Genomic DNA, 23,999 nt, shown 5'->3' on the forward strand with positions numbered 1-23,999 from the left:
CATGAACAAGGCACTCGACGCCCTCCTCGATCTGCTCGACCTGGAGCAGATCGAGGAGGACATCTTCCGAGGCGTGAGCCGTCCGGCGATCGTCCCCCGCGTCTTCGGCGGTCAGGTCGCGGCCCAGGCCCTCGTCGCCGCGGGCCGCACCGTGCCGGCCGACCGCCTCGCCCACTCCCTCCACGCGTACTTCCTGCGCGCGGGGGACCCGGGGGCGCCGATCGTCTATACGGTCGACCGCATCCGCGACGGCCGTTCGTTCACCACGCGCCGCGTCGTGGCGGTCCAGCACGGCCAGCCGATCTTCCACCTCTCCGCGTCGTTCCAGACGTACGAAGAGGGCCTGGAACACCAGGCGCCGATGCCGCCGTCCCCCTCCCCGGAAACGCTCCCCACCGCCGCGCAGATGCTCCCGGCGTACGCGGACCACTTCCGCGACCCCGCCGTCGTCGACCGGCTGCTCGAAGCCCGCGCGGCAGTTGATCTGCGCTACGTCGACGCCCCGCCGTACGGCACCGTCGGCGAACCGCGCGACCCGAGCTCGCAGGTCTGGTTCCGTACGAACGGCAAACTCGCCGACGACCCGCTCCTCCACGTCTGCCTGGCGACCTACGTCTCCGACATGACGCTGCTCGACTCGGTGCTGCTCGCCCACGGGCGGGGTGGCTGGGCGGTGGGCGACGTGGTCGGGGCCTCCCTCGACCACGCGATGTGGTTCCACCGGCCCTTCCGGGCGGACGAATGGCTGCTGTACGACCAGGAGTCGCCGTCGGCGTCGGGCGGACGGGGGCTGGGCCAGGCCAGGATCTACACGCAGGACGGGCGGCTGGCGATCACCGTCATCCAGGAGGGCGTGGTCCGCGTCCCTAGGCGATGAGTCCTGCCGCATCGAGCAGATACTCCGTCAGCGGCTCGTAGTACCGCGGGTCGACGACATGGTCGTCGAGCGGAACGGCCACCTGAAGGGTGCCTTCAGCCTCGCCGATGAAAAGGGCGGGGTCGTTGCAGTCGGCGTACCCGACGGAGTCGATCCCGCGCTGCCCAGCGCGCCCGGCCCAGCCGTGGTCGGCGACGACGAGGTCGGGCAGCGCGCTTCCCTCGGCCTCCAGCGCGTCCAGAATGGCGTTCATCGGCTCCGGCGAATGGGTGTGCCACAGGCTGGCGCCACGCTCGAAGAGAGCGACGTCGGCGAACTGGACGACGTACCCCTCGTCCGCGACGAGCCCGCCCGGAATCCGCACGATGTCGCACCCGGCGGCCCGCAGCCCGGCCGCAGTCCTGCTGTGTACGTCGATCAGCGCACCGGGGTGCCCGGTCGCGAACAGCACCCGCTGCTTCCCGGCGGCGGCCTTGCGCAGCCGGGCGGCCATCCGGTCGAGGGCGTCGACGGTCAGCTCGGGGTCAATGGTGTCCTGCCCTGCGCGGTGCTCGGGATCGTCACTTACGCCGCAGCGCTCCGCCATGACGGCGAGGACGTCCTGCTCGTCGGCCCACCTGTCCCCCAGCTCCAGACCCAGCCAGTAGTGGCGGTCGCCGTTGGCGAGCTTGCGGTAGTGGGAGAGGTTGTTGTCGCGGGGGGTGGCGACGTCTCCGGCGATACGGGTGCGGACTAGGTGGTCGACGAGGGCGGCACGGCTGGGTATCGGCATGAACCCATTGTGCCGTCAGGCGAGCACGGCGCGCTGGACGCTGGGCCGAAGGCCCCACCTCCGGCCCGTCGGGGTTTCCCCCGGACGGAGTCCGGGAGGCGCTCCCTCAGCCGACCCCCGCCGGCGCCAACGCCCCGAACGCCCCGTGCGCAAGCCTCCGCAGCAGGCCCTCCATCGCCGCCCGCCCCGGCAGCCCACTGCCGTAAGAACCGAGGTGCGGGGTCGAGTTGAGCAGCCCGAACACCGCGTGCACCGCCGACCGCGCCTCCGCCTCCGGCACATCCGAATTCAGCTCCCGCACCACCGCCACCCACAACTCGACGTACTGGCGCTGAAGCTGCCGTACCCGCTTGCGGTCACTGTCCCTGAGGCGGTCCAGTTCACGGTCGTGCAGGGTGATGAGGGGGCGGTCGTCGAGGGCGAAGTCGATGTGGCCGTCGATGAGGGAGGCGAGGACGGCCTCCGGGCTGCCGTCGGCAGCCTCCGCAACGGCCCGCTGCCTGCCGCCGTCCAGCAGCCGCTCACTGATGCCGACGAGCAGCTCGGCGAGCATGGCGTCCTTGCCCGGGAAGTGGCGGTAGAGACCGGGGCCGCTGATCCCTACGGCGGCGCCTATCTCGTCGACGCCCACACCGTGGAAGCCGCGTTCGGCAAAGAGGCGCGCGGCCTCCTTGAGGATCTGCTCGCGGCGGGTCGGAGCCGCGACGCGTGCGGCGGCGTTGGTGCTCATGCGTCCATTCTAAACCGGTAGGTTAGCGGGCGTTAACCTCTGCGAAACAGGCCCTCCGACCAGCACCTTACGGGCGCCCGCCGACCGTCACCGCCCGCAGCACCCACTCCACAGGCCCCAGCCGGTACCGGCGCATCAGCCGACCGCTGAGGGCGAGCTGTGCGCCGTACAGGACGAGCGCCCCGCACACCACGACCGCGGCGCCCACCCGGCCGTACAGACCGAGCCCGTAGCCGGTGAAGACCAGCGCCATGACTAGCGACTGGCTCAAGTAGTTGGTGAGCGCCATCCGCCCGGCGGGAGCCAGCCGGGCGGCGACGCGCCCGCCGCGACGGGTGCGCAGCCAAAGGAGCAGGGCACTGGCGTACGCGGCGGAGAGGGCCGGTGCCGTGATCGTGCCGACGGCGATGGCGAGCAGTTCCCAGCGCCCCGGGAGGGGGCCCGTAGCACCCGCCGCCATGAAGAGCGCCCCGGGCAGGCCGGCGCACAGGCCGATCAGGCACAGGCGGCGCAGCCGGGCCGGAGTGGCACGGCTGATCCACTGCCGCTTGCCGGCGGCGAAGCCCGCCAGGAAGGCGGCGACGACGAAGCCGCCCATGAGCACCGCCGCGGCGAGGTACTCGGGCCAGGCCCCGACATTCGCACCGACGACGTCGGCGAAGCCGCCACGGTAGGCAGCGGTGAGCCGCGCCGCTTCGGCACCCATTTCGGCGTCCACCTCGGCCTCGTACGAGGCCCCGCCGAGCAGCCCGAGCAGGCCGACGAGCAGCAGCAGGCAGCCCGCGACGGCGAAGACCCAGATCGCGGCGGTGCGCGCGGCGGCGGGCGCGGCGCGGCGGGCGGCAAGCAGGAGGAGACCGAATACGGCGTACATCATCAGGATGTCGCCGGTGTAGAGGAATGCCGCGTGCAGCAGGCCGAGGACGAACAGGCCGAGCAGGCGACGCGCCATGCGGGGCACGAAGCGGGCACCGGCGCGCTCGGCCGAGCCGATCTGGAGCGTGAAGCTGTAGCCGAAGAGGAAGGAGAAGAGCAGATAGAACTTGGCCTGCGCGAAGGCCACCACCAGCCATCCGGCGACACCGTCGGCACCGGAACCCGCGGCACTGCCGAGCCCCGCGACGTCCAGCCCGGACATGGTCATGACGTTGACCAGGAGAATCCCGCCCAGCGCGAATCCGCGCAGCGCGTCGACCTCCAGGAGGCGCCGCCCGGAAGGCGTGGGCGTGGGCGTGGGCGGATGCACCGGCCCCGTTGTCGTTGTCTCGTGGGCCATACGCCCGTCCCCCGTGTGCTGTTCGGTCCGATGTCGCGACCGGAGCATGACAGCCCGCCCGCCGGGGCGCGTCGCTCCACAGCACGAAAACGCGTCGCTCCACAGCACGAAAAGGGGTCATCCCGGAGGACGAAATCCACCGGGAAGGTTCACCCTGGACAGGGAGGTTAGCGCTCGTTAACCTGAAGGCGCGAGCGTTAACGCTCATTAACATCACATCGACCGGGCAAGGGGGCTCAGGAGATGCGGCAGGCACCGGTGCTTTCCAGCACCGCCGATCCGGCAGCCGAGGCATGGCGGGCCAATGAAGCGGCCCATCAGGATCTCGTGGACGGACTGCGGGACAGGCTGGCCGCGGCGCGGCTCGGCGGCGGTGAGAAGGCCCGTGCCCGGCACACCGCACGCGGCAAGCTGCTGCCCCGCGACCGCGTGGACACGCTCCTCGACCCCGGGTCGCCGTTCCTCGAGCTGGCTCCGCTGGCGGCCGAGGACATGTACGGCGGGGCCGCCCCGGCGGCCGGGGTGATCGCGGGGATCGGCCGGGTCAGCGGCCGGGAGTGCGTGATCGTCGCCAACGACGCCACCGTCAAGGGCGGCACGTACTACCCGATGACCGTCAAGAAGCACCTGCGGGCGCAGGAGGTGGCGCTCGAAAACCGGCTGCCCTGCCTGTACTTGGTGGACTCCGGCGGCGCCTTCCTGCCCATGCAGGACGAGGTCTTCCCGGACCGGGAGCACTTCGGGCGCATCTTCTACAACCAGGCCCGGATGTCGGGCGCGGGCATTCCGCAGATCGCGGCGGTGCTCGGGTCCTGCACGGCGGGCGGGGCGTACGTCCCGGCGATGAGCGACGAAGCAGTCATCGTCCGCAACCAGGGCACGATCTTCCTGGGCGGGCCGCCGCTGGTGAAGGCGGCCACCGGCGAGGTCGTCACGGCCGAGGAGCTGGGCGGCGGCGAAGTCCACTCCCGTACCTCCGGAGTCACGGACCATCTCGCGGAGGACGACGCACACGCCCTGCGGATCGTCCGGAACATCGTCGCGACGCTGCCGGCGCGCGGCGCGCTGCCGTGGTCGGTCGAGCCGGTCGAGGAGCCGAAGGTCGACCCGGCGGGACTGTACGGGGCGGTCCCGGTGGACTCCCGTACGCCCTACGACGCACGCGAAGTGATCGCACGGGTCGTCGACGGTTCGCGATTCCAGGAGTTCAAGGCGGAGTTCGGGCAGACCCTGGTCACCGGCTTCGCCCGTATCCACGGGCACCCGGTCGGCATCGTCGCCAACAACGGCATCCTGTTCTCCGAATCCGCCCAGAAGGGCGCGCACTTCATCGAGCTGTGCGACCAGCGCGGCATCCCCCTGGTCTTCCTCCAGAACATCTCCGGCTTCATGGTCGGCAGGGACTACGAAGCGGGCGGCATCGCCAAGCACGGCGCGAAGATGGTGACGGCGGTGGCGTGCACCCGGGTGCCGAAGCTGACGGTCGTCGTCGGCGGGTCGTACGGCGCGGGGAACTACTCGATGTGCGGCCGGGCGTACTCCCCCCGCTTCCTGTGGATGTGGCCCAACGCCAAGATCTCGGTGATGGGTGGCGAGCAGGCGGCCTCGGTCCTTGCGACGGTCAAGCGCGACCAGTTGGAGGCGCGCGGGCAGTCCTGGGCCCCCGAGGACGAGGAGGCCTTCAAGGATCCGATCCGCGCGCAGTACGAGCAGCAGGGCAATGCCTATTACGCGACGGCGCGTTTGTGGGACGACGGCGTGATCGACCCGCTGGAAACGCGGCAGGTGCTCGGCCTGGCCCTCACGGCCTGCGCCAACGCCCCGCTGCCCGAGCCCGCCTTCGGCGTCTTCCGGATGTGAGTGACAGATGACGATGTTCGACACAGTGCTGGTCGCCAACCGCGGTGAGATCGCGGTCCGCGTCATCCGTACGCTCAGGGAGCTGGGCGTGCGCTCGGTCGCGGTCTTCAGCGACGCGGACGCGGACGCCCGGCATGTACGGGAGGCGGACACGGCGGTCCGCATCGGCCCGGCGGCGGCGTCCGAGAGCTACCTGCGTACGGACCGCCTGCTGGACGCGGCTGCCCGTACGGGCGCGCAGGCCGTCCACCCCGGCTACGGCTTCCTCGCCGAGAACGCGGCCTTCGCACAGGCCTGCGAGGACGCGGGTCTTGCCTTCATCGGCCCGCCCTCCTCCGCCATTGCCCTGATGGGCGACAAGATCCGGGCGAAGGAGACGGTACGGGCGGCGGGCGTCCCCGTCGTCCCCGGCTCGTCCGGCAGCGGCCTGACCGACGCCGAACTGGCCGCCGCCGCACGGGAGATCGGCATGCCGGTCCTCCTGAAGCCCTCGGCCGGGGGCGGCGGCAAGGGCATGCGGCTGACGCGGGTCGAGTCCGCGCTGGCGGACGAGATCGCGGCGGCGCGGCGCGAGGCGCGGGCGTCGTTCGGGGACGACACGCTGCTCGTGGAGCGGTGGATCGACCGGCCCCGGCACATCGAGATCCAGGTCCTGGCGGACGCCCACGGCAATGTGATCCACCTGGGCGAGCGCGAGTGCTCGCTCCAGCGCCGCCACCAGAAGATCATCGAAGAGGCCCCCTCGGTCCTCCTCGACGAAGCCACCCGCGCCGCGATGGGCGAGGCGGCGGTCCAGGCGGCGCGCTCCTGCGGCTACCGGGGGGCAGGCACGGTGGAGTTCATCGTCCCGGGCAACGACCCCTCGTCGTACTACTTCATGGAGATGAACACCCGCCTCCAGGTCGAGCACCCGGTGACAGAGCTGATCACCGGCCTGGACCTGGTGGAGTGGCAGCTGCGGGTCGCGTCCGGCGAGCAACTCCCCTTCAGCCAGAAGGACATCACCTTCACCGGCCACGCGGTCGAGGCCCGTATCTGCGCGGAGGATCCGTCACGGGGCTTCCTCCCGTCCGGCGGCACAGTCCTGTCCCTGTACGAGCCGCAGGGGTGGGGGTCCCCCCTGTTCGAGCGGAGCCGAGAATTCGGGGGAGGGGTGCGCACGGACTCGGGCCTCACGCAGGGCACGGAGGTCGGCAGCATCTACGACCCGATGCTGTCGAAGGTCATCGCGTACGCCCCCGACCGCCCCACGGCCCTGCGCCGCCTGCGCGCGGCCCTGGCGGACACGGTCACCCTGGGCGTCCCGACGAACGCGGGCTTCCTGCGCCGCCTGCTGGCCCACCCGGACGTCGTATCGGGCGACCTGGACACGGGCCTGGTGGAGCGCGACGTGGACGGCCTGATCCCGGACGGCGTCCCACCGGAGGTCTACGCGGCGGCGGCGCTGCTGCGGACCGGGGGAAGCGGCTCCGCCGCTCCGGGCTGGGCGGACCCCTTTTCCGCCCGCTCCGGCTGGCGCCTCGGCGGCACCCCGGCCTGGACAGTGCACCACGCCCGCGTACCGGGCCACGAGCCGGTGGCCGTCCAGCTGCGCAGCACCGCAGCGGGCACGGAGATCCTGATCCCCGTCGCGGAGGCGTCGGGCGGCGCGGAGCCACCGGCCGCCGCCGGGGCCAGGCTCGTCGACGTCACCCCGCACCGCCTCACCGTCGAACTCGCCGGCATCACCCACACCTTCAGCCACGCCACCGGCCCGGAGGGCATCTGGCTCGGCCGGGACGGCGACTCCTGGCACGTCCAGGACTACGACCCGGTCGCCGCCGCCCTCAGCGGCAGTGCGCGCTCCGGGGTCGACACCCTCGCCGCGCCCATGCCCGGGACCGTCACCGTCGTCAAGGTGGCCGTCGGGGACCACGTCGACGCGGGGCAGAGCCTCCTCGTCGTCGAGGCCATGAAGATGGAGCACGTCATCTCCGCCCCGCACGCAGGCACCGTCACCGAGCTCGACGTGACACCGGGCTCGACCGTCGCCATGGACCAGGTCCTGGCCGTCGTCGTCCCGGAGACCCCTGAGGAGGAGCTGTGACGCTTCCCATGGCGGTACCGGCAGAAGGTCTGCCGGCCCGCGTACGCATCCACGAAGTCGGCGCACGCGACGGCCTCCAGAACGAGAAGACGGTCGTACCGACCGAGGTGAAGGCCGAGTTCGTCCACCGCCTCGCCGGCGCCGGGCTCCGCACCATCGAGGCGACCAGCTTCGTGCACCCCAAGTGGGTGCCCCAACTGGCCGACGCGGAACAGCTGTTCCCGCTCGTCCAGGATCTGGCGGACACAGTCGCGCTCCCCGTTCTCGTACCGAACGAACGCGGGCTCGACCGCGCCCTCGCTCTCGGCGCCCGCCGCATCGCCGTATTCGGCAGCGCGACCGAGACCTTCGCGAGCCGCAACCTCAACCGGACCGTCGACGAGTCGCTCGCCATGTTCGAGCCCGTCGTCGCCAAGGCCCGCACCGACAGGATCCATGTCCGCGGCTACCTGTCGATGTGCTTCGGCGACCCCTGGGAGGGCCCGGTCCCGATCCGCCAAGTGGTCGGCGTGGCCAAACGGCTGATGGACCTGGGCTGCGACGAGCTGAGCCTCGGCGACACCATCGGCGTGGCCACCCCCGGCCACGTCCGGGCCCTGCTCGCCGCGCTCGGCGAGGCGGGCGTCCCGGCCTCCGCGATCGGTGTCCACTTCCACGACACCTACGGCCAGGCCCTCGCCAACACCTACGCCGCGCTCCAGCACGGCGTCACCACCGTGGACGCCTCCGCGGGCGGCCTCGGCGGCTGTCCGTACGCGAAGAGCGCCACCGGAAACCTCGCCACCGAAGACCTCGTGTGGATGCTCGACGGCCTCGGTATCGAAACCGGGGTCGACCTCGGCCGCCTCACCGCCACAAGCGCGTGGATGGCCGAACGGCTGGGCCGCCCCAGCCCCTCCCGCACCGTGCGTGCCCTGTCCCACAAGGAGTCGTAGCCATGCCCCTCGACCACCGCCTCTCCCCCGAGCACGAAGAACTCCGCCGTACGGTCGAGGAGTTCGCCCACGACGTCGTGGCGCCGAAGATCGGCGACCTGTACGAGCGCCACGAGTTCCCGTACGAAATCGTCCGCGAAATGGGCAGGATGGGCCTCTTCGGGCTCCCCTTCCCCGAGGAGTACGGCGGCATGGGCGGCGACTACCTCGCCCTCGGCATCGCCCTGGAAGAGCTCGCCCGCGTCGACTCGTCGGTGGCCATCACCCTCGAAGCCGGGGTCTCCCTCGGCGCGATGCCGGTCTACCGCTTCGGCACGGAGGAGCAGAAGCAGGAGTGGCTCCCCCGGCTCTGCTCGGGCGAGATGCTCGGTGCCTTCGGCCTGACCGAGCCCGACTGCGGCTCGGACGCGGGCGGCACGAAGACCACCGCACGCCGGGACGGCGACGAGTGGGTGATCAACGGTTCCAAGTGCTTCATCACCAACTCCGGCACCGACATCACCGGCCTGGTCACGGTCACCGCGGTCACCGGCCGCAAGCCCGACGGCAAGCCGGAGATCTCCGCGATCATCGTGCCCTCCGGCACCCCGGGCTTCACGGTCGCCGCCCCTTACTCCAAGGTCGGCTGGAACGCCTCGGACACCCGCGAGCTGTCCTTCTCCGACGTCCGGGTCCCCCTGGGCAACCTCCTCGGCGAAGAGGGCCGTGGTTACGCCCAGTTCCTGCGCATCCTCGACGAGGGCCGCGTGGCCATCTCGGCACTTGCGACGGGCCTGGCCCAGGGCTGCGTCGACGAGTCGGTGACGTACGCGAAGGAGCGCCACACCTTCGGCCGCCCCATCGGCTCCAACCAGGCCATCCAGTTCAAGATCGCCGACATGGAGATGCGGGCACACATGGCCCGTATCGGCTGGCGTGACGCGGCGTCACGCCTGGTCCACGGCGAGCCGTTCAAGAAGGAGGCGGCGCTGGCCAAGCTCTACTCCTCCACGGTCGCCGTCGACAACGCCCGCGAAGCCACCCAGATCCACGGCGGCTACGGCTTCATGAACGAGTACCCGGTGGCCAGAATGTGGCGGGACTCCAAGATCCTGGAGATCGGCGAGGGCACGAGCGAGGTCCAGCGCATGCTGATCGCCCGTGAGCTGGGCCTCTCCGGCTGACAACCCCGCCCCGGCGGGCGCTTCGTGCGGGCGGCTCTGGGAACCACCGGCTGGACAAGACGTGAGGTTAGGCTAACCTACCCTCGAACTCGTCCCCCGGTGGACCCAGCCGCACGTACGAAAGCAGACACCGTCATGCCTCACGCCCGAGCTTCCCACCTCTCCCGCCGCGGCCTGCTCGCCGTCGGCGGCGCCATCGGCGTCGGCGCCGCGCTCACCGCCTGCGGCAACACCGCCGCGAAAAGCGAGGAGAAGGCCGCCGGGAAGACCGGTCCCTGGTCCTTCAAGGACGACCGCGGCAAGACGGTGAAGGCCAAGACCACGCCCAAGAACATCGTCGCGTTCACCGGCACCGCGGCCGCGCTCCACGACTTCGGCGTCGAGGTCAAGGGTGTTTTCGGCCCGACCAAGACCGCTGACGGCAAGGCCGACGTCCAGGCCGGCGACCTCGATGTGAACAAGGTCAAGATCCTCGGCAACGCCTACGACAAGTTCAACGTCGAGGCGTACGTCGCCCTCCAGCCCGACGTGCTGGTCACGGCGATGTGGGAGAAGGACAAGCTCTGGTACGTCCCCGAGGCGTCCACCAAGAAGATCCTCGATGTCGGCGCTCCGACCGTCGCCCTGTGGGCCGCCGAGACCACCGTCCCCAAGGCGATCCAGCGCCACGCCGACCTCGCCGAGTCGCTCGGTGCCGACGTCAGGACCAAGAAGGTCACCGAGGCCAAGACCCGCTTCGAGAAGGCCGCCGAGCGCCTGCGTCAGGCCGCCAAGGCCAACCCGAAGGTCAAGGTCATGATCGGCTCCGCGAGCCCCGACCTCTTCTATGTCTCCCTCGCGAAGATGTCCGCCGACACGCTCTACTTCCAGGAGCTGGGCGTGAAGTTCGTCGAGCCGAAGGTGGACGCGGCCGGCTTCTTCGAGAGCCTCAGCTGGGAGAACGTCGACAAGTACCCGGCCGACATCATCATGATGGACAACCGGACCGCGGTCCTCCAGCCGGCCGACATCAAGGACAAGCCGACCTGGACCCGCCTGCCCGCCGTCAAGGCCGGTCAGGTCATCCCGCGCACCACGGAGCCGATCTACTCCTACGACAAGTGCGCGCCGATCCTCGAGGACCTCGCCGAGGCCATCGAGAAGGCCAAGAAGGTCGCCTGACCCGTCCCACCAACTCCAAAAGCAGCACGGCCAGGAGGTCACGCATGACTGCGACAGCCGCCGAACCCGTAACCGCCCCGTTCCGCTTCTTCGGCCTGACGGTCGTGCGGACCCAGCGGCTGAGCCCCTCCCTGGTCAGGGTGGTCTTCGGAGGCGAGGCCCTGCGGGGCTTCGCCTCCGGCGGCCGGGACCAGAGCTGCTCCCTCTTCCTGCCGCACCCCGGCCAGGCGGAGCCGGTGCTGCCGCCGGAGACGGCCCCGGACTGGTTCGCGGCGTACCGCGCGCTGCCCGACGACGTACGGGCCGTCATGCGCTCGTACACCGTGCGCGGCCAGCGCCGTGCCGACGACGGGACGACCGAGGTCGACATCGACTTCGCACTCCATGAGGACGGCGGCCCGGCCTGCCGCTGGGCGCAGCAGGCGAGTCCGGGTGACCGGGTCGTGGTGCTCGGTCCCGCGCTGGAGGACAACACCGCCGTACGTTTCCGCCCGCCCGAGGACACCGACTGGGTCCTGATGTGGGCCGACGAGACGGCGTTGCCCGCGGCTGCCGCCGCATTGGAGTGGCTTCCGGCCGGCACGAAGGCCAAGGTGTGGATCGAGGTCCAGCACCCCGGCGACCGCCTGGAGTTGACCACGGCGGCCGACGCGGAGATCACCTGGCTGGTACGGGACGAGGGCGCGCCCTCCGCCGTCGACGCGGTGCGCGCGGTGCCTGCCGCCGAGCTGCCCGAAGGCACGCCGTACGCCTGGATCGCGGGTGAGTCGTCGTGCGTACGGGCGCTGCGCCGCCATCTCGTCCAGGAGCGCCGGTTCGACCGCAGGCGCGTGACGTTCGTGGGCTACTGGCGCCGCGGGCTGAGCGAGGAGCAGCTGCGCGAGCGGGCCGGGACCGAGTCCCAGGACGAAGACGCCTGAGCAGTACCCGTGTTACCCGGGTAACCCGAGTTGGCCCCTGGGGGGCGAGGGTTCGTTGCGATGTGAACTTAGGTTAGGCTAACCTAACCTAAACACGTCGGGCCCTCGCCCCCCTCTCCTGTCCTGAGGGCGCGACGAATCCCGTACCCGGGAGGACAGTTCATGCGCTCACACCTGCTCAACGACAAGACCGCCGCGCGGTATCGCCGGACCGCCACCGCAGCGGTCGAGCGGGTGGCGGACCAAATCGCCGCGACCGACCGGCCGTTCACCGGCATCACCCCGGACGAGCTCGCCCCCAGGTTCGACTCGATCGACCTCGACCAGCCGCTGGGCGACTCCGCCGCCGCCCTGGACGAGCTCGAATCCGTCTACCTCCGCGACGCCGTCTACTTCCACCACCCGCGCTACCTGGCCCACCTCAACTGCCCGGTAGTCATCCCCGCCGTCACCGCCGAGGCCGTGCTCTCCGCCGTCAACTCCTCCCTCGACACCTGGGACCAGAGCGCGGGCGCCACCCTCATCGAGCGCCGCCTCGTCGACTGGACCGCGGGCCGCATCGGCTTCACCACCGCCGCGGACGGCGGAGCGGCCGACGGCGTGTTCACCAGCGGCGGCTCCCAGTCCAACCTCCAGGCGCTGCTCCTCGCCCGCGAGGAGGCCAAGTCCGCGGACCCGTCGGACACCTCGAAGCTGCGGATCTTCGCCTCCGAGTGCGGCCACTTCAGCGTCCAGAAGTCCGCGAAACTCCTCGGCCTGGGCCCCGACTCCGTCGTCACCGTCCCGTGCGACCGCGACAAGCGCATGCAGACCGTGGCGCTCGCCCGCGAGCTGGCGCGCTGCGTCGACGAGGGCCTGATCCCCATGGCCGTCGTCGCCACCGCCGGCACCACCGACTTCGGCTCCATCGACCCGCTGACCGAGATCGCCGCCCTCTGCGAGGGATACGGCGCCTGGCTGCACGTCGACGCCGCATACGGATGCGGCCTGCTGGCCTCCCGTACCCGCCGCCACCTCCTCGACGGCATCGAGCGCGCCGACTCGGTCACCGTGGACTACCACAAGTCCTTCTTCCAGCCGGTGAGTTCGAGCGCCCTGCTGGTGCGCGACGGAGCCACCCTGCGCCATGCGACGTACCACGCCGACTACCTGAACCCGCGCCGGATGGCCGAGGAGCGCATCCCCAACCAGGTCGACAAGTCCCTCCAGACGACCCGCCGCTTCGACGCGCTCAAGCTCTGGATGACGCTGCGCACCATGGGCGCGGACGGCGTCGGCGAGCTCTTCGACGAGGTCTGCGACCTGGCCGCCGACGGCTGGAAGCTGCTCGCCGGCGACCCGCGCTACGACGTCGTCACCCAGCCCAGCCTCTCCACCCTCGTCTTCCGCTACATACCGTCCGACGTCACCAGCCCCGCGGTGATCGACCGCGCCAATCTGTACGCCCGCAAGGCGCTGTTCGCGTCCGGCGACGCCGTGGTGGCCGGGACGACCGTCGGCGGCAAGCACTACCTCAAGTTCACCCTTCTCAATCCCGAGACGACGCTCAGCGACATCGCGGCCGTCCTCGACCTCATCGCCGGCCACGCCGAGCAGTACCTGGGAGAGTCCCTTGTCCACGCCTCTTGATTTCATCGGTATCGGTCTCGGTCCGTTCAACCTCGGGCTCGCCTGCCTGACCGAGCCGATCGACGAGCTCGAAGGCCTCTTCCTCGAAACCAAGCCGAACTTCGAGTGGCACTCGGGGATGTTCCTCGAAGGCGCCCACCTCCAGACGCCTTTCATGTCGGACCTGGTCACCATGGCCGACCCCACGTCGCCGTACTCCTTCCTCAACTACCTGAAGGAATCCGGGCGGCTGTACTCCTTCTACATCCGGGAGAACTTCTACCCGCTGCGGACCGAGTACAACGACTACTGCCGCTGGGCCGCCGCGAAGCTCAGCAGCATCCGCTTCAACCAGACGGTCGCCTCGGTCGCGTACGACGGCGAGGCCGAGCTGTACGTCGTCACCACCCAGGACACCACCTACCGCGCCCGCCGCATCGTCCTGGGCACCGGCACGCCGCCGTACATCCCGGACGCCTGCCAGGACCTCGGCGGTGACCTCATCCACAATTCCCGCTACGTGGACAGCAAAGAGGCGCTCCAGGCCAAGAAGTCCATCACCCTGGTCGGCAGCGGACAGAGCGCCGCGGAGATCTTCTACGACCTGCTCGCCGAGATCGACGTGCACGGCTACCGGCTCAACTGGGTCACCCGCTCGCCGCGCTTCTTCCCGCTGGAGTACACCAAGCTCACGCTGGAGATGACCTCCCCGGAGTACGTCGACTACTTCCACGCCCTCCCGGAGGCCACCCGCTACCGGCTGGAGTCGCAGCAGAAGAACCTCTTCAAGGGCATCGACTCGGAGCTGATCGACGCCATCTTCGACCTGCTCTACCAGAAGAACCTCAAGGGCCCGATCCCCGCCCGGCTCATCACCAACTCCTCGCTCGACACGGCGAGTTACGACGCCGACAGCGCGACGTACACCCTGGGCCTGCACCAGGACGAGCAGGAGAAGGACTTCGAGCTGAGCACCGAGGGCCTGATCCTGGCGACCGGCTACCGCTACCGCACCCCCGCCTTCCTGGAGGGCGTGAAGGACCGGATCCGCTGGGACGGCCAGGGCCGCTACGACGTCGCCCGCAACTACAGCATCGACACGTCGGGCAGCGAGATCTTCCTGCAGAACGCCGCCGTGCACACCCACAGCATCACCTCCCCCGACCTGGGCATGGGCGCGTACCGCAACGCGTACATCATCGGCGAGCTGCTGGGCTCCGAGTACTACCCGGTCGAAAAGGCCATCGCTTTCCAGGAGTTCGCCATATGAGCAACACGCCGTTCACGGTCCGTCCCCTCGACCCCTTCGCCGACGCCGAGCTGGTGCACGGCTGGGTCACCCACCCCAAGGCCGCCTTCTGGATGATGCAGGAGGCCTCGCTGCCCGACGTCGAGCGCGAGTACATGGCGATATCGGCGGCCGAGCACCACGACGCCTTCATCGGGCTGCACGACGGCACCCCCGCCTTCCTCATGGAGCGCTACGACCCGTCGAAGGTCGAGCTGGTCGGGCTGTACGACGCCGAGCCCGGCGACGTGGGCATGCACTTCCTGGTCGCGCCGACCGACACGCCCGTCCACGGCTTCACCCGCGCCGTGATCACCGCCGTCATGGAGACGCTGTTCGCCGACCCGGCGACCGAGCGGATCGTCGTCGAGCCGGACATACGCAACACCGCCGTGCACGCCCTCAACGAGGCCGTCGGCTTTGTCCCCGCCCGCGAGATCGCCAAGCCCGAGAAGGACGCGCTGCTGAGCTTCTGCACCCGCGCGCAGTTCGAGGCAGCGGCAGCCGTGGGGGTGGCCAAGTGAACCCCGTGTCGCACCTCACGCCCGAGCGCTGGGCGGCCGCCAACCGGCAGCTGATCCGCAAGGGCCTCTCCGAGTTCGCCCATGAGCGCCTGATCACCCCGCAGAACCTCGGCGACGACCGGTTCAGCGTCCGCAGCGACGACTCCGCGACCGAGTACCGCTTCACGGCCCGCCGGTTCGCCCTGGACCACTGGCAGGTGTTCCCGGAGTCGATCACCCGCCACCGGGGCAGCGAGCAGCTCCCGCTCGACGCCCTGGAGTTCATCATCGAACTGCGCGGCGCGCTGAGCCTGAGCGACGAGATCCTGCCGGTCTACCTGGAGGAGATCTCCTCCACCCTCGCCGGTACGGCCTACAAGGCGACCAAGCCCGCCGTCCGCGCCGCCGAGCTCGCCCGCAGCGACTTCCAGGCCGTCGAGACGGGGATGACCGAGGGCCATCCCTGTTTCGTCGCCAACAACGGCCGGCTCGGCTTCGGCGTGGACGAGTACCGTGCGTACGCCCCCGAGGCGGCGAGCGAGATCCGGCTGATCTGGCTGGCGGCCCGCCGCGACCGCACCACCTTCACAGCCGGCACCGGGATCGAGTACGAGACGTTCATCCGCGCCGAGCTCGGTGACGCGGCCGTCGACGGCTTCGCCCGCACCCTGGCCGAGCAGGGCCTGGACCTGGCCGACTACCTCCTCGTCCCCGCCCACCCCTGGCAGTGGTGGAACAAGCTGTCCGTCACCTTCGCCGCCGAGGTCGCCCAGCAGCGGCTGGTCTTCCTGGGCGAGGGCGACGACGCCTACCTGGCCCAGCAGTCGATCCGTACGTTCTTCAATACGAGCGACCCGGCCAAGCACTACGTCAAGACGGCGCTGTCCGTCATCAACATGGGCTTCATGCGCGGACTTTCGGCCGCCTACATGGAGGCCACGCCCGCCATCAACGACTGGCTGGCCAACCTGATCGACAGCGACGGCGTCCTGAAGGCGGCCCGCTTCTCGATCATCCGCGAGCGGGCTGCGGTCGGCTACCGCCACCTGGAGTACGAGGCCGCCACCGACCGGTACTCGCCGTACCGCAAGATGCTCGCCGCGCTGTGGCGGGAGAGCCCGGTGCAGTCCCTGACGGGCGGCGAGCGGCTCGCCACCATGGCCTCGCTGCTCCACGTCGACCACGAGGGCGCGTCGTTCGCGGGCGCGCTGGTCGAGGAGTCCGGCCTGGCACCCACCGAGTGGCTGCGCCGCTACCTGGACGCCTACCTGCTGCCGGTGCTGCACTGCTTCTACGCGTACGACCTGGTGTTCATGCCGCACGGCGAGAACGTGATCCTGGTCGTCGAGGACGGCATCGTCCAGCGCGCGATCTTCAAGGACATCGCCGAGGAGATCTGCGTAATGGACCCGGACGCGGTCCTTCCGCCGACGGTCGAGCGGGTCCGCGCCGAGGTGCCCGAGGACATGAAGCTGCTGTCGGTGTTCACCGATGTCTTCGACTGCTTCTTCCGCTTCCTGGGCGCGACGCTCGCCACGGAGGGCGTCCTGGACGAGGACGCGTTCTGGCGGACGGTCGCCGAGTGCGTCACCGCGTACCAGGACTCGGTGCCGGAGCTCGCGGACAAGTTCCAGCAGTACGACCTCTTCACGGACGCGTTCGCGCTGTCCTGCCTGAACCGGCTCCAGCTGCGCAACAACAAGCAGATGGTCGACCTTCAGGACCCGTCGGGAGCGCTCCAGCTCATCGGCACGCTCGACAACCCGATCGCGCGCCACGCACGCGCCTGACCGGGACGAACAGCGGGCGGGCGCCCGTGTCCAAGGCCCTCACGGACGCCCGCCGCACCATCTCTACTCCTCAGGCCAGGGCACCTTCGACGACCGGTGGTAGTCGATCCCCAGCGCGGAGAACCGCGGCCCCTGCGCCGCGAGCCGCACCTTGTACTTGCTCCAGTCGTGCGTCGACGCGGGCGACCAGCCGATCTCGGCGATCCCCGGCAGCCTCGGGAACGCCATGAATTCGATGTGGTCGTTGGTCGAGACGGTCTCCGACCACATCGGCGCCTCGACGCCCAGGACGGACTCGGCCGGCGCACCCGGCAGGTACGTCTGCGGGTTCCAGTCGTACGAGCGGTCCACCTCCACATACCCCGCCCAGGAGAGCCCGAGCGGCGTGCTCTTGTCGTACTTCATGTCGAGGTACGCCCGGTCGGCCGGCGACAGCACCAGCCTGGCCCCGTTTTTGGCGGCCTTGGCGACCTGCGCCTTCTCCGCCGCGGGCGTCTTGTCGAGGCCCCAGTACTGGGCGACGGCGCCCTTGACCGGCTTGGCGCCCGTCAGCTGGTGCCAGCCCATCACCGTCTTGCCGTACTTGCCGACGACGGACTGTGCCTTGTCCATGAAGGCGACGTAGTCGTCGTGCGAGGTGGAGTGCGCCTCGTCGCCGCCGATGTGGATGTACTTGCCGGGTGTCATCTCGGCGATCTCACGCACCACGTCGTCCACGAAGTCGTACGTGACGGCCTTGGGCACGCACAGCGAGCTGAAGCCGACGTTCGTCCCCGTGTAGAGGGGCGGCGCGACGCCGTTGCAGTTCAGCTGGGCGTACGAGGCGAGCGCCGCGTTGGTGTGTCCCGGCAGGTCGATCTCGGGGACGACCTCCAGGTGGCGGGAGGCGGCGTACTCCAGGATCTCCTGGTAGTCGGCCTTGGTGTAGTAGCCGCCGGGGCCGCCGCCGACCTGTGTCGAGCCGCCGTACGTCGCCAGCCGGGCCCAGGAGTCTATGGCGATACGCCAGCCCTGGTCGTCGGAGAGGTGCAGGTGCAGCTTGTTGACCTTGTACAGGGCCATTTGGTCGATATAGCGCTTGACCTGCGCGACGGTGAAGAAGTGCCGCGACACGTCGAGCATCGCGCCCCGGTAGCCGTAGCGCGGCGCGTCCGTGATGGTGCCGCCCGCGACCGTCCACGGCCCGTCCTGCACGGTGTCCTTCTCGACCGCCGCCGGCAGCAGCTGACGCAGCGTCTGCACGCCGTGGAAGAGGCCGGCGGGCTTGGGGGCGGTGATGGTGACGCCGTCCTGGCCGGACTCCAGCGTGTAGCCCTCGTCGCCGAGGGAGTCGGCCCCGGAACCGAGCCGCAGCCGGATGCCGCCCCGCCCATCCCATTCATCCCAATCGTTCCATTCGGAGACGGGTAGGGCGTACCCGGTGGAGGGGCGCAGGATGTCCGCCAGGTAGGTGCCGATCTGCCGCGCCTCGGGCGAGCCGGCTTCGACCTTGATCCGCGTCCGCCTCGTGAGGGTGTACGAAGGCCCGCCCTCGGAGACGGATGCGGGCGCCGGAATCACTTGGCCCAACGGTCTGGCCTCTGCAGCACGTTGAGTGGCGGCGGGGGCGGCCGCGAAACTCGTGGCACCGGCTGCGACGACGAGCAGCAGCGGTGCCAACAAGAGAGGAAGCGTTCTGCGTTGACTCACGGGCGGGTCCCTTCGGCGGGGCTTCGCAACTGTGGTGTTGTGCAGACGAACGGTCACCATGGGTATCGCGCGCCTCACTTCGGGGTCAAGGTGTAGACCACTTCTCCGCGGTCGGACATGAGGTTTCCCCCGCGAGCGGATGGGAGAATCCCCCGCATGGCCGAAGTCATCCAGAAAGACGGGACGTGGACCTTCGACGGGGACACGGTCCGGATCGTGCCCGGCAGCGACAAGGGGGTGAGCCTGCTGAGGAAGCACCTCGGCGAAATCGCCGTACCGCTGGGTGCATTGGCGGGAGTCTTCCACGAGCCCGGCAAGAAGTCGGGGAGGCTGCGGCTGCGGCTGCGCGACGGCGCCGACCCGCTGCTCCAGATCACCGGCGGAAAGCTGGAGGACGGTTCCGACCCGTACCGGCTGACCGTGGAGAACGACCGCACCGGGGTCGCCGAGTACTTCGTCGACGAGGTGCGCAACGCGCTGCTGATCGAGCAGGTGGGCACCGGGCCGGTCGACAGCTATCTGCTGCCGGGGCCCGCCGTGCCGATGACGGTGGGCGCGGGTGACGCCACCGTCACCTTCGACGGCGAGCGGATCCGGCTGGAGTGGAACTGGAAGACCGAGGAGTCGAAGTCGTCGGGCGGTGTCCGCACGATCGCGCTCGCCGATGTGACGGCGGTGCAGTGGCTGCCCGCGATCGGCCTGGAGAACGGCTACCTCCGCTTCGTCGTGGCGAACGCCTCGACCAAGGCCCCGCCCAAGTACGACCCGCACGCCGTCGACCTGTGGGGGTTCAAGAAGGACCCGCTGATGGCCCTGGTCGCGGCGGCTGTCGTGGCCCGGCTGCCGCACCCGCGGGCGCCGCGCGCGCCCGAGGCCCCGGCTCCCGCGGCGCCCGCGCCGGCCGCCGGGGACGATCACGACGTACTGCTGCGCAGGCTGCGCGAGCTCGGCGAGCTGCACCGGGCCGGAATCCTCACGGACGAGGAGTTCACCACCGCCAAGCAGGCCGTCCTGAAGCGCCTCTGATCGCGATCATGGCGATTTCTGCCCGATTCCGGGCAGGATTCTTGCGAAACCCTTGGCGACCCAGCACTATCAACGGGTGCTCGAACGCCGAACGTCCAGCTCGTCGCACGACGACCTCATTGACCACCTGGTCCGCAGCACCGCGCTACCGCGCGGTGAGGCCGCCCGGGTGGTGCTCGACGTACTGGCGTACTTCGACGAGACGACCGAGGAATTCGTCCGCCGCCGCCACCGCGAAATGCAGTCCGGCGGCCAGGTGAACGAGGCGATCTTCGAGCGGATCGCGGCCGAGCTGCCGCACCGCGCCGTGGCGCCGCCGGAGCTCTCGCTCCGCCAGCTGCGCCGCATCGTCTACGGCTGACGCGGCCGAGCACACACAACGACTGAGGGGTAGAGACTTTATGTGCGGGATTGTCGGTTATATCGGCAAGCGTGACGTTGCTCCGCTGCTGCTGGAAGGCCTCCAGCGGCTGGAGTACCGGGGGTACGACTCGGCGGGCGTCGTGATCAACAGCCCGAAGGCCAGCGGCCTGAAGATGGTCAAGGCAAAGGGCCGCGTCCGCGACCTGGAGGCCCGCGTCCCCAAGCGCTTCACCGGCACCACCGGCATCGCCCACACCCGCTGGGCCACCCACGGCGCCCCGAGCGACGAGAACGCCCACCCGCACCTGAACGCCGAGAACAACGTCGCCGTCGTGCACAACGGCATCATCGACAACGCCTCCGAGCTGCGCGCCAAGCTGGTCGCCGACGGCGTCGAGTTCCTCTCCGAGACCGACACCGAGGTGCTCGTCCACCTCGTGGCCCGCTCCCAGGCCGAGTCGCTGGAGGAGAAGGTCCGCGAGGCGCTGCGCCACGTCGAGGGCACGTACGGCATCGCCGTCATGCACGCCGACTTCTCCGACCGCATCGTCGTCGCCCGCAACGGCTCGCCGGTCGTCCTCGGCATCGGCGAGAAGGAGATGTTCGTCGCCTCCGACATCGCGGCGCTCGTCTCCCACACCCGCCAGGTCGTCACCCTCGAAGACGGCGAGATGGCCACCCTCAAGGCCGACGACTTCCGTACGTACACCACCGAGGGCTCGCGTACGACGGCCACGCCGACCACCGTGGAGTGGGAGGCCGAGTCGTACGACATGGGCGGCCACGACACGTACATGCACAAGGAGATCTCCGAGCAGGCCGACGCCGTGGACCGCGTGCTGCGCGGCCGCATCGACGACCGCTTCTCCACCGTGCACCTCGGTGGCCTGAACCTCGACGCCCGCGAGGCGCGCGGCATCCGCCGGGTGAAGATCCTCGGCTGCGGCACCTCGTACCACGCGGGCATGATCGGCGCCCAGCTGATCGAGGAGCTGGCCCGCATCCCCGCCGACGCGGAGCCCGCGTCCGAGTTCCGCTACCGCAACCCGGTCGTGGACCCCGACACCCTCTATGTCGCGGTCTCCCAGTCCGGTGAGACGTACGACGTCCTGGCGGCCGTGCAGGAGCTCAAGCGCAAGGGCGCGCGCGTCCTCGGCGTGGTCAATGTCGTCGGCTCGGCGATCGCCCGTGAGGCCGACGGCGGCATGTACGTGCACGCCGGGCCCGAGGTCTGTGTCGTCTCCACCAAGTGCTTCACCAACACGGTGGTCGCCTTCGCGCTGCTCGCGCTGCACCTGGGCCGTATCCGCGACCTGTCGGTCTCGGACGGCAAGCGGCTCATCGCGGGCCTGCGGAAGCTGCCCGGCCAGATCGCCGAGATCCTGGAGGGCGAGGACGAGATCAAGAAGCTGGCCGAGGAGTACGCCGGCGCCCAGTCGATGATGTTCATCGGCCGTGTGCGCGGCTACCCGGTGGCGCTTGAGGCCTCCCTCAAGCTGAAGGAGATCTCGTACATCCACGCCGAGGCGTACCCGGCCTCCGAGCTCAAGCACGGCCCGCTCGCGCTGATCGAGCCCGCGCTGCCGACGGTCGCGATCGTCCCCGACGACGATCTGCTGGAGAAGAACCGCGCGGCGCTGGAGGAGATCAAGGCGCGCAGCGGCCGGATCCTGGCGGTCGCGCACCGCGAGCAGGAAAAGGCCGACCACACCATTGTGGTGCCGAAGAACGAGACCGAGCTGGACCCGATTCTGATGGGCATTCCGCTCCAACTCCTCGCATACCACACGGCGTTGGCCATGGGTCGCGACATCGACAAGCCGCGCAACCTCGCCAAGTCGGTGACGGTCGAGTAATTCCCGTACGCCCGTAGCAAAAGGGGCGGTCCCGTCGTGCGCGCCACCTGCGCACGACGGGACCGCCCTCTTGCCTGTCGGCGTAGCCCTCCCCCATGGCCTCAAGGGCATGGGAGGGACCCCCACGCCGACATATGGCTGCTGTCAGCCGGTGGCCGTCACCCCCCGACCGGCAGCGCGGTGCGGCAGTGCGGTGGGCCACTTGGCCAGCGCGGCCGTGGCCCCGTACCAAGCGGCGAGGCCGCCGAGCGCGGCCACCCAGCCGCCGGCCTTCGTCAGTGCGTCGGCTTCGGCGAACTGCGCGACGCCGAGGAGCAGGAGGGAGAGGAACAGGAGCCCGTACATGCCCCGCTCCAGCATTCCGCTGCCAGACGCCCCCAGCGTGAGGCTGAGCGCCAGCAGCGCCCACAGCAGCAGGAAGAGGCCCGTGGCGTCGGTGGAGACGTTGGGCTCACCCGCGCCCATGCCCCAGGTGAACCAGAAGGCGCCGAGCCCGGCGAAGGCCGTACCGGCGAACGCGCTGCCCGCGCGGAATTCGAAGAGCCCGGCCACGAAGAGCGCCATGCCGCCGACGAAGAGTGCGAGCGAGACGGCGTCGGCCGCTGTCACGCCGTCGATGACACCGGTGTGTCCGATGCCGAATGCCAGCAGAGTCAGTCCGAGTGCGAGGTGTCCGAGGATCGAGGTGGTACTTCCCGCAGAGACGCCATTGTCCACGGCGGGCTCCCTTCATGCACGGTGTGCTGTCCCAGTGATCCTTGTCTACCCTTCACAAGCGCACAATCCACCTCTACGCACGGGTAGATTTGTCGACTGTCAAGCGCGGATTGCAGCCATCCCACCGGGGACCAGGGGGAGTTGGGGCTACGGAATCACAATGACGGGGCGCTGCGCGCGCCGTGCGAGCCGCCCGGCCACCGAGCCGAAGATGCGCCCCACGATGCCGTGCGTCGACCCGACCACGATCGCGTCGGCCGAGTACTCCTGGCCGACCTCCTCCAGCTCGTGGCAGATGTCGCCGCCGCGCTCGACGAGGATCCACGGCACTTCGGCGAGGTAGTCCGCGCAGGCGAGCTCCAGGCCGAGCACCTCGGTGCGATGATCCGGTACGTCGACGAACACCGGCGGTTCACATCCCGCCCACACGGTGGTCGGCAGTCTGTTGGCCACGTGGACGATGATCAGGCCTGAGCCCGACCGCACCGCCATGCCGATGGCGTACGAAAGCGCCCGCTCACTCGATGTCGAGCCGTCGAAGCCGACGACGACACCGTGCTGGAAAGCGGGATCGCACGAATGACGTGTTTGTTCCACCGCGCGGAGGTCGTCCATGGGATCGGCGACCTGCTTGCGGTCCGCGGGTTCGGGGGTTTCGTGACCGGCCATGGGTGTCTCGGCGAAGAAGTCCTCTGGGGAGGGGTCGCTTTTATTGGGAAACAGTGGCAACGAGCGATGGAGCCTGTGTCCGGGAATCATCTTCCCAAGCCCATACCCCCAAGGGTACGGCGACACTCCTCTCCTGCCCAGAGCCCGCCGTCCCTCACGCGGCGTTCCAGGGAGCATGCACGAGCCCGGCCCGTAAGGCAATGGCGGTTGCCCCTTACAGACGTCCCCTGACGCACCCCTGACACCCCGGGCACCCCACAGACCGGCACGGAGTGACTCCTGACACCTTCCGCCCGTTAGCTACGCGCCCACCCGCGTACGAAAGGGACCCGCCGTGCCCAGCACCCCGACCGACTCCACCGACGCGGCCGGCGACGTGATCCGCTGGGCGGCGTTCTGCTGTGCGCTGGTACCTGTCGTGCTCGTCATGTACGGGACATCATTCGGCGGGGCGGCCGCGGCCGCCGTGGGGCTGGCCACCGTGACCATGGCCTGCCGGGTCCTGCTGCGCCGGTCCGAGCGCGCCGCGGCCAGGGAAGCGGCGGCCGGGGCGGCAGCCCGGGCGACAGCGGGAGCGGGGGCGCACCGGGGCGGTCGGCACGCCGGGAGAAGTGCGCCGGGAGAATGACGGTCTCGCACGTACGAGCCCGTATCTTTTCAGCCAACTTCACGGCCTGACCCAACCCTTGGCGGAATGGGTCCCCAACCCT

General features: G+C 70.0%; 21 protein-coding genes. 15 read left to right on the forward strand and 6 right to left on the reverse strand.

What is annotated here, in order from left to right; translation table 11 throughout:
- Position 1: 1 nt before the first annotated feature.
- Positions 2 to 877 (forward strand): acyl-CoA thioesterase II, encoded by an 876-nt coding sequence (tesB, locus tag J7I98_RS12755; protein ID WP_214920771.1) that lies wholly within the window; start codon positions 2 to 4, stop codon positions 875 to 877.
- Here the strand turns inward: tesB and J7I98_RS12760 are convergent.
- The 3 genes from J7I98_RS12760 to J7I98_RS12770 form a co-directional block, all read right to left on the reverse strand.
- A complete protein-coding gene (locus tag J7I98_RS12760; protein WP_214920772.1) occupies positions 867 to 1,649 on the reverse strand; it encodes a phosphatase in 783 nt (260 codons plus the stop codon). The genes tesB and J7I98_RS12760 overlap by 11 nt on opposite strands.
- 106 nt (positions 1,650 to 1,755) lie before the next feature.
- Positions 1,756 to 2,379 (reverse strand): TetR/AcrR family transcriptional regulator, encoded by a 624-nt coding sequence (locus J7I98_RS12765; protein WP_214920773.1) that lies wholly within the window; start codon positions 2,377 to 2,379, stop codon positions 1,756 to 1,758.
- Between the two features lie 67 nt (positions 2,380 to 2,446).
- Entirely contained in the window at positions 2,447 to 3,655 is a 1,209-nt protein-coding gene (locus J7I98_RS12770) for a DUF418 domain-containing protein (protein ID WP_214920774.1), read from the reverse strand.
- A 243-nt stretch (positions 3,656 to 3,898) separates the two neighbouring features.
- On the opposite strand from J7I98_RS12770, the gene J7I98_RS12775 reads away from it, so the two are divergent.
- From J7I98_RS12775 to J7I98_RS12820, 10 genes are all read left to right on the forward strand, one after another.
- Complete coding sequence (locus J7I98_RS12775) at positions 3,899 to 5,515, forward strand: carboxyl transferase domain-containing protein (RefSeq protein WP_214920775.1); 1,617 nt, start codon at positions 3,899 to 3,901, stop codon at positions 5,513 to 5,515.
- Between the two features lie 13 nt (positions 5,516 to 5,528).
- Complete coding sequence (locus tag J7I98_RS12780; RefSeq protein ID WP_214920810.1) at positions 5,529 to 7,601, forward strand: biotin carboxylase N-terminal domain-containing protein; 2,073 nt, start codon at positions 5,529 to 5,531, stop codon at positions 7,599 to 7,601.
- 8 nt (positions 7,602 to 7,609) lie between these two features.
- Entirely contained in the window at positions 7,610 to 8,536 is a 927-nt protein-coding gene (locus J7I98_RS12785) for a hydroxymethylglutaryl-CoA lyase (RefSeq protein WP_214920811.1), read from the forward strand.
- 2 nt (positions 8,537 to 8,538) lie between these two features.
- Positions 8,539 to 9,699: an acyl-CoA dehydrogenase family protein gene (locus J7I98_RS12790; RefSeq protein WP_214920776.1), complete on the forward strand. Its 1,161-nt coding sequence runs from the start codon at positions 8,539 to 8,541 to the stop codon at positions 9,697 to 9,699.
- Positions 9,700 to 9,834: 135 nt separating this feature from the next.
- The gene (locus J7I98_RS12795) at positions 9,835 to 10,860 is read left to right on the forward strand and encodes an ABC transporter substrate-binding protein (RefSeq protein ID WP_214920777.1); all 1,026 of its coding nucleotides are present in this window, start codon (positions 9,835 to 9,837) and stop codon (positions 10,858 to 10,860) included.
- 44 nt (positions 10,861 to 10,904) lie between these two features.
- Complete coding sequence (locus tag J7I98_RS12800; RefSeq protein ID WP_214920778.1) at positions 10,905 to 11,780, forward strand: siderophore-interacting protein; 876 nt, start codon at positions 10,905 to 10,907, stop codon at positions 11,778 to 11,780.
- Positions 11,781 to 11,942: 162 nt separating this feature from the next.
- On the forward strand, positions 11,943 to 13,409 hold the full coding sequence (locus tag J7I98_RS12805) for an aspartate aminotransferase family protein (protein ID WP_214920779.1): 1,467 nt from the start codon (positions 11,943 to 11,945) through the stop codon (positions 13,407 to 13,409).
- Positions 13,393 to 14,658, forward strand: a complete 1,266-nt coding sequence (locus J7I98_RS12810) for a lysine N(6)-hydroxylase/L-ornithine N(5)-oxygenase family protein (protein ID WP_214920780.1) — start codon at positions 13,393 to 13,395, stop codon at positions 14,656 to 14,658. The genes J7I98_RS12805 and J7I98_RS12810 overlap by 17 nt, the downstream gene beginning before the upstream one ends.
- Positions 14,655 to 15,200 carry a GNAT family N-acetyltransferase gene (locus tag J7I98_RS12815; protein ID WP_214920781.1) on the forward strand — a complete coding sequence of 182 codons (546 nt, stop codon included), beginning with the start codon at positions 14,655 to 14,657 and terminating at the stop codon, positions 15,198 to 15,200. Before J7I98_RS12810 ends, J7I98_RS12815 begins: the two co-directional genes overlap by 4 nt.
- Entirely contained in the window at positions 15,197 to 16,969 is a 1,773-nt protein-coding gene (locus tag J7I98_RS12820) for an IucA/IucC family siderophore biosynthesis protein (protein ID WP_214920782.1), read from the forward strand. The genes J7I98_RS12815 and J7I98_RS12820 overlap by 4 nt, the downstream gene beginning before the upstream one ends.
- Positions 16,970 to 17,032: 63 nt before the next feature.
- On the opposite strand, the gene J7I98_RS12825 is transcribed toward J7I98_RS12820, so the two are convergent.
- Positions 17,033 to 18,718 (reverse strand): beta-N-acetylhexosaminidase, encoded by a 1,686-nt coding sequence (locus J7I98_RS12825; RefSeq protein WP_214920783.1) that lies wholly within the window; start codon positions 18,716 to 18,718, stop codon positions 17,033 to 17,035.
- A 96-nt stretch (positions 18,719 to 18,814) separates the two neighbouring features.
- Here J7I98_RS12825 and J7I98_RS12830 point away from each other — a divergent pair, with 96 nt between their 5' ends.
- The 3 genes from J7I98_RS12830 (at position 18,815) to glmS (ending at position 21,903) form a co-directional block, all read left to right on the forward strand.
- Entirely contained in the window at positions 18,815 to 19,684 is an 870-nt protein-coding gene (locus J7I98_RS12830) for a DUF4429 domain-containing protein (protein WP_214920784.1), read from the forward strand.
- Positions 19,685 to 19,760: 76 nt separating this feature from the next.
- Positions 19,761 to 20,045: a hypothetical protein gene (locus tag J7I98_RS12835; RefSeq protein ID WP_214920785.1), complete on the forward strand. Its 285-nt coding sequence runs from the start codon at positions 19,761 to 19,763 to the stop codon at positions 20,043 to 20,045.
- Positions 20,046 to 20,085: 40 nt separating this feature from the next.
- Entirely contained in the window at positions 20,086 to 21,903 is a 1,818-nt protein-coding gene (gene glmS, locus J7I98_RS12840; RefSeq protein ID WP_214920786.1) for a glutamine--fructose-6-phosphate transaminase (isomerizing), read from the forward strand.
- A gap of 144 nt (positions 21,904 to 22,047) precedes the next feature.
- On the opposite strand, the gene J7I98_RS12845 is transcribed toward glmS, so the two are convergent.
- Both J7I98_RS12845 and J7I98_RS12850 read right to left on the reverse strand, forming a co-directional pair.
- Positions 22,048 to 22,620 (reverse strand): acetate uptake transporter, encoded by a 573-nt coding sequence (locus J7I98_RS12845; RefSeq protein ID WP_214920787.1) that lies wholly within the window; start codon positions 22,618 to 22,620, stop codon positions 22,048 to 22,050.
- Positions 22,621 to 22,767: 147 nt separating this feature from the next.
- On the reverse strand, positions 22,768 to 23,289 hold the full coding sequence (locus J7I98_RS12850) for a universal stress protein (protein ID WP_214920812.1): 522 nt from the start codon (positions 23,287 to 23,289) through the stop codon (positions 22,768 to 22,770).
- Positions 23,290 to 23,623: 334 nt separating this feature from the next.
- Between J7I98_RS12850 and J7I98_RS12855 the strand changes: the two genes are divergently transcribed.
- Complete coding sequence (locus tag J7I98_RS12855) at positions 23,624 to 23,917, forward strand: hypothetical protein (protein WP_214920788.1); 294 nt, start codon at positions 23,624 to 23,626, stop codon at positions 23,915 to 23,917.
- The last annotated feature ends 82 nt before the right edge of the window (positions 23,918 to 23,999 follow it).

The sequence above is a fragment of the Streptomyces sp. ISL-98 genome (assembly GCF_018614055.1).
In the GTDB taxonomy this organism is placed as follows: Bacteria; Actinomycetota; Actinomycetes; order Streptomycetales; family Streptomycetaceae; genus Streptomyces; species Streptomyces spiramyceticus.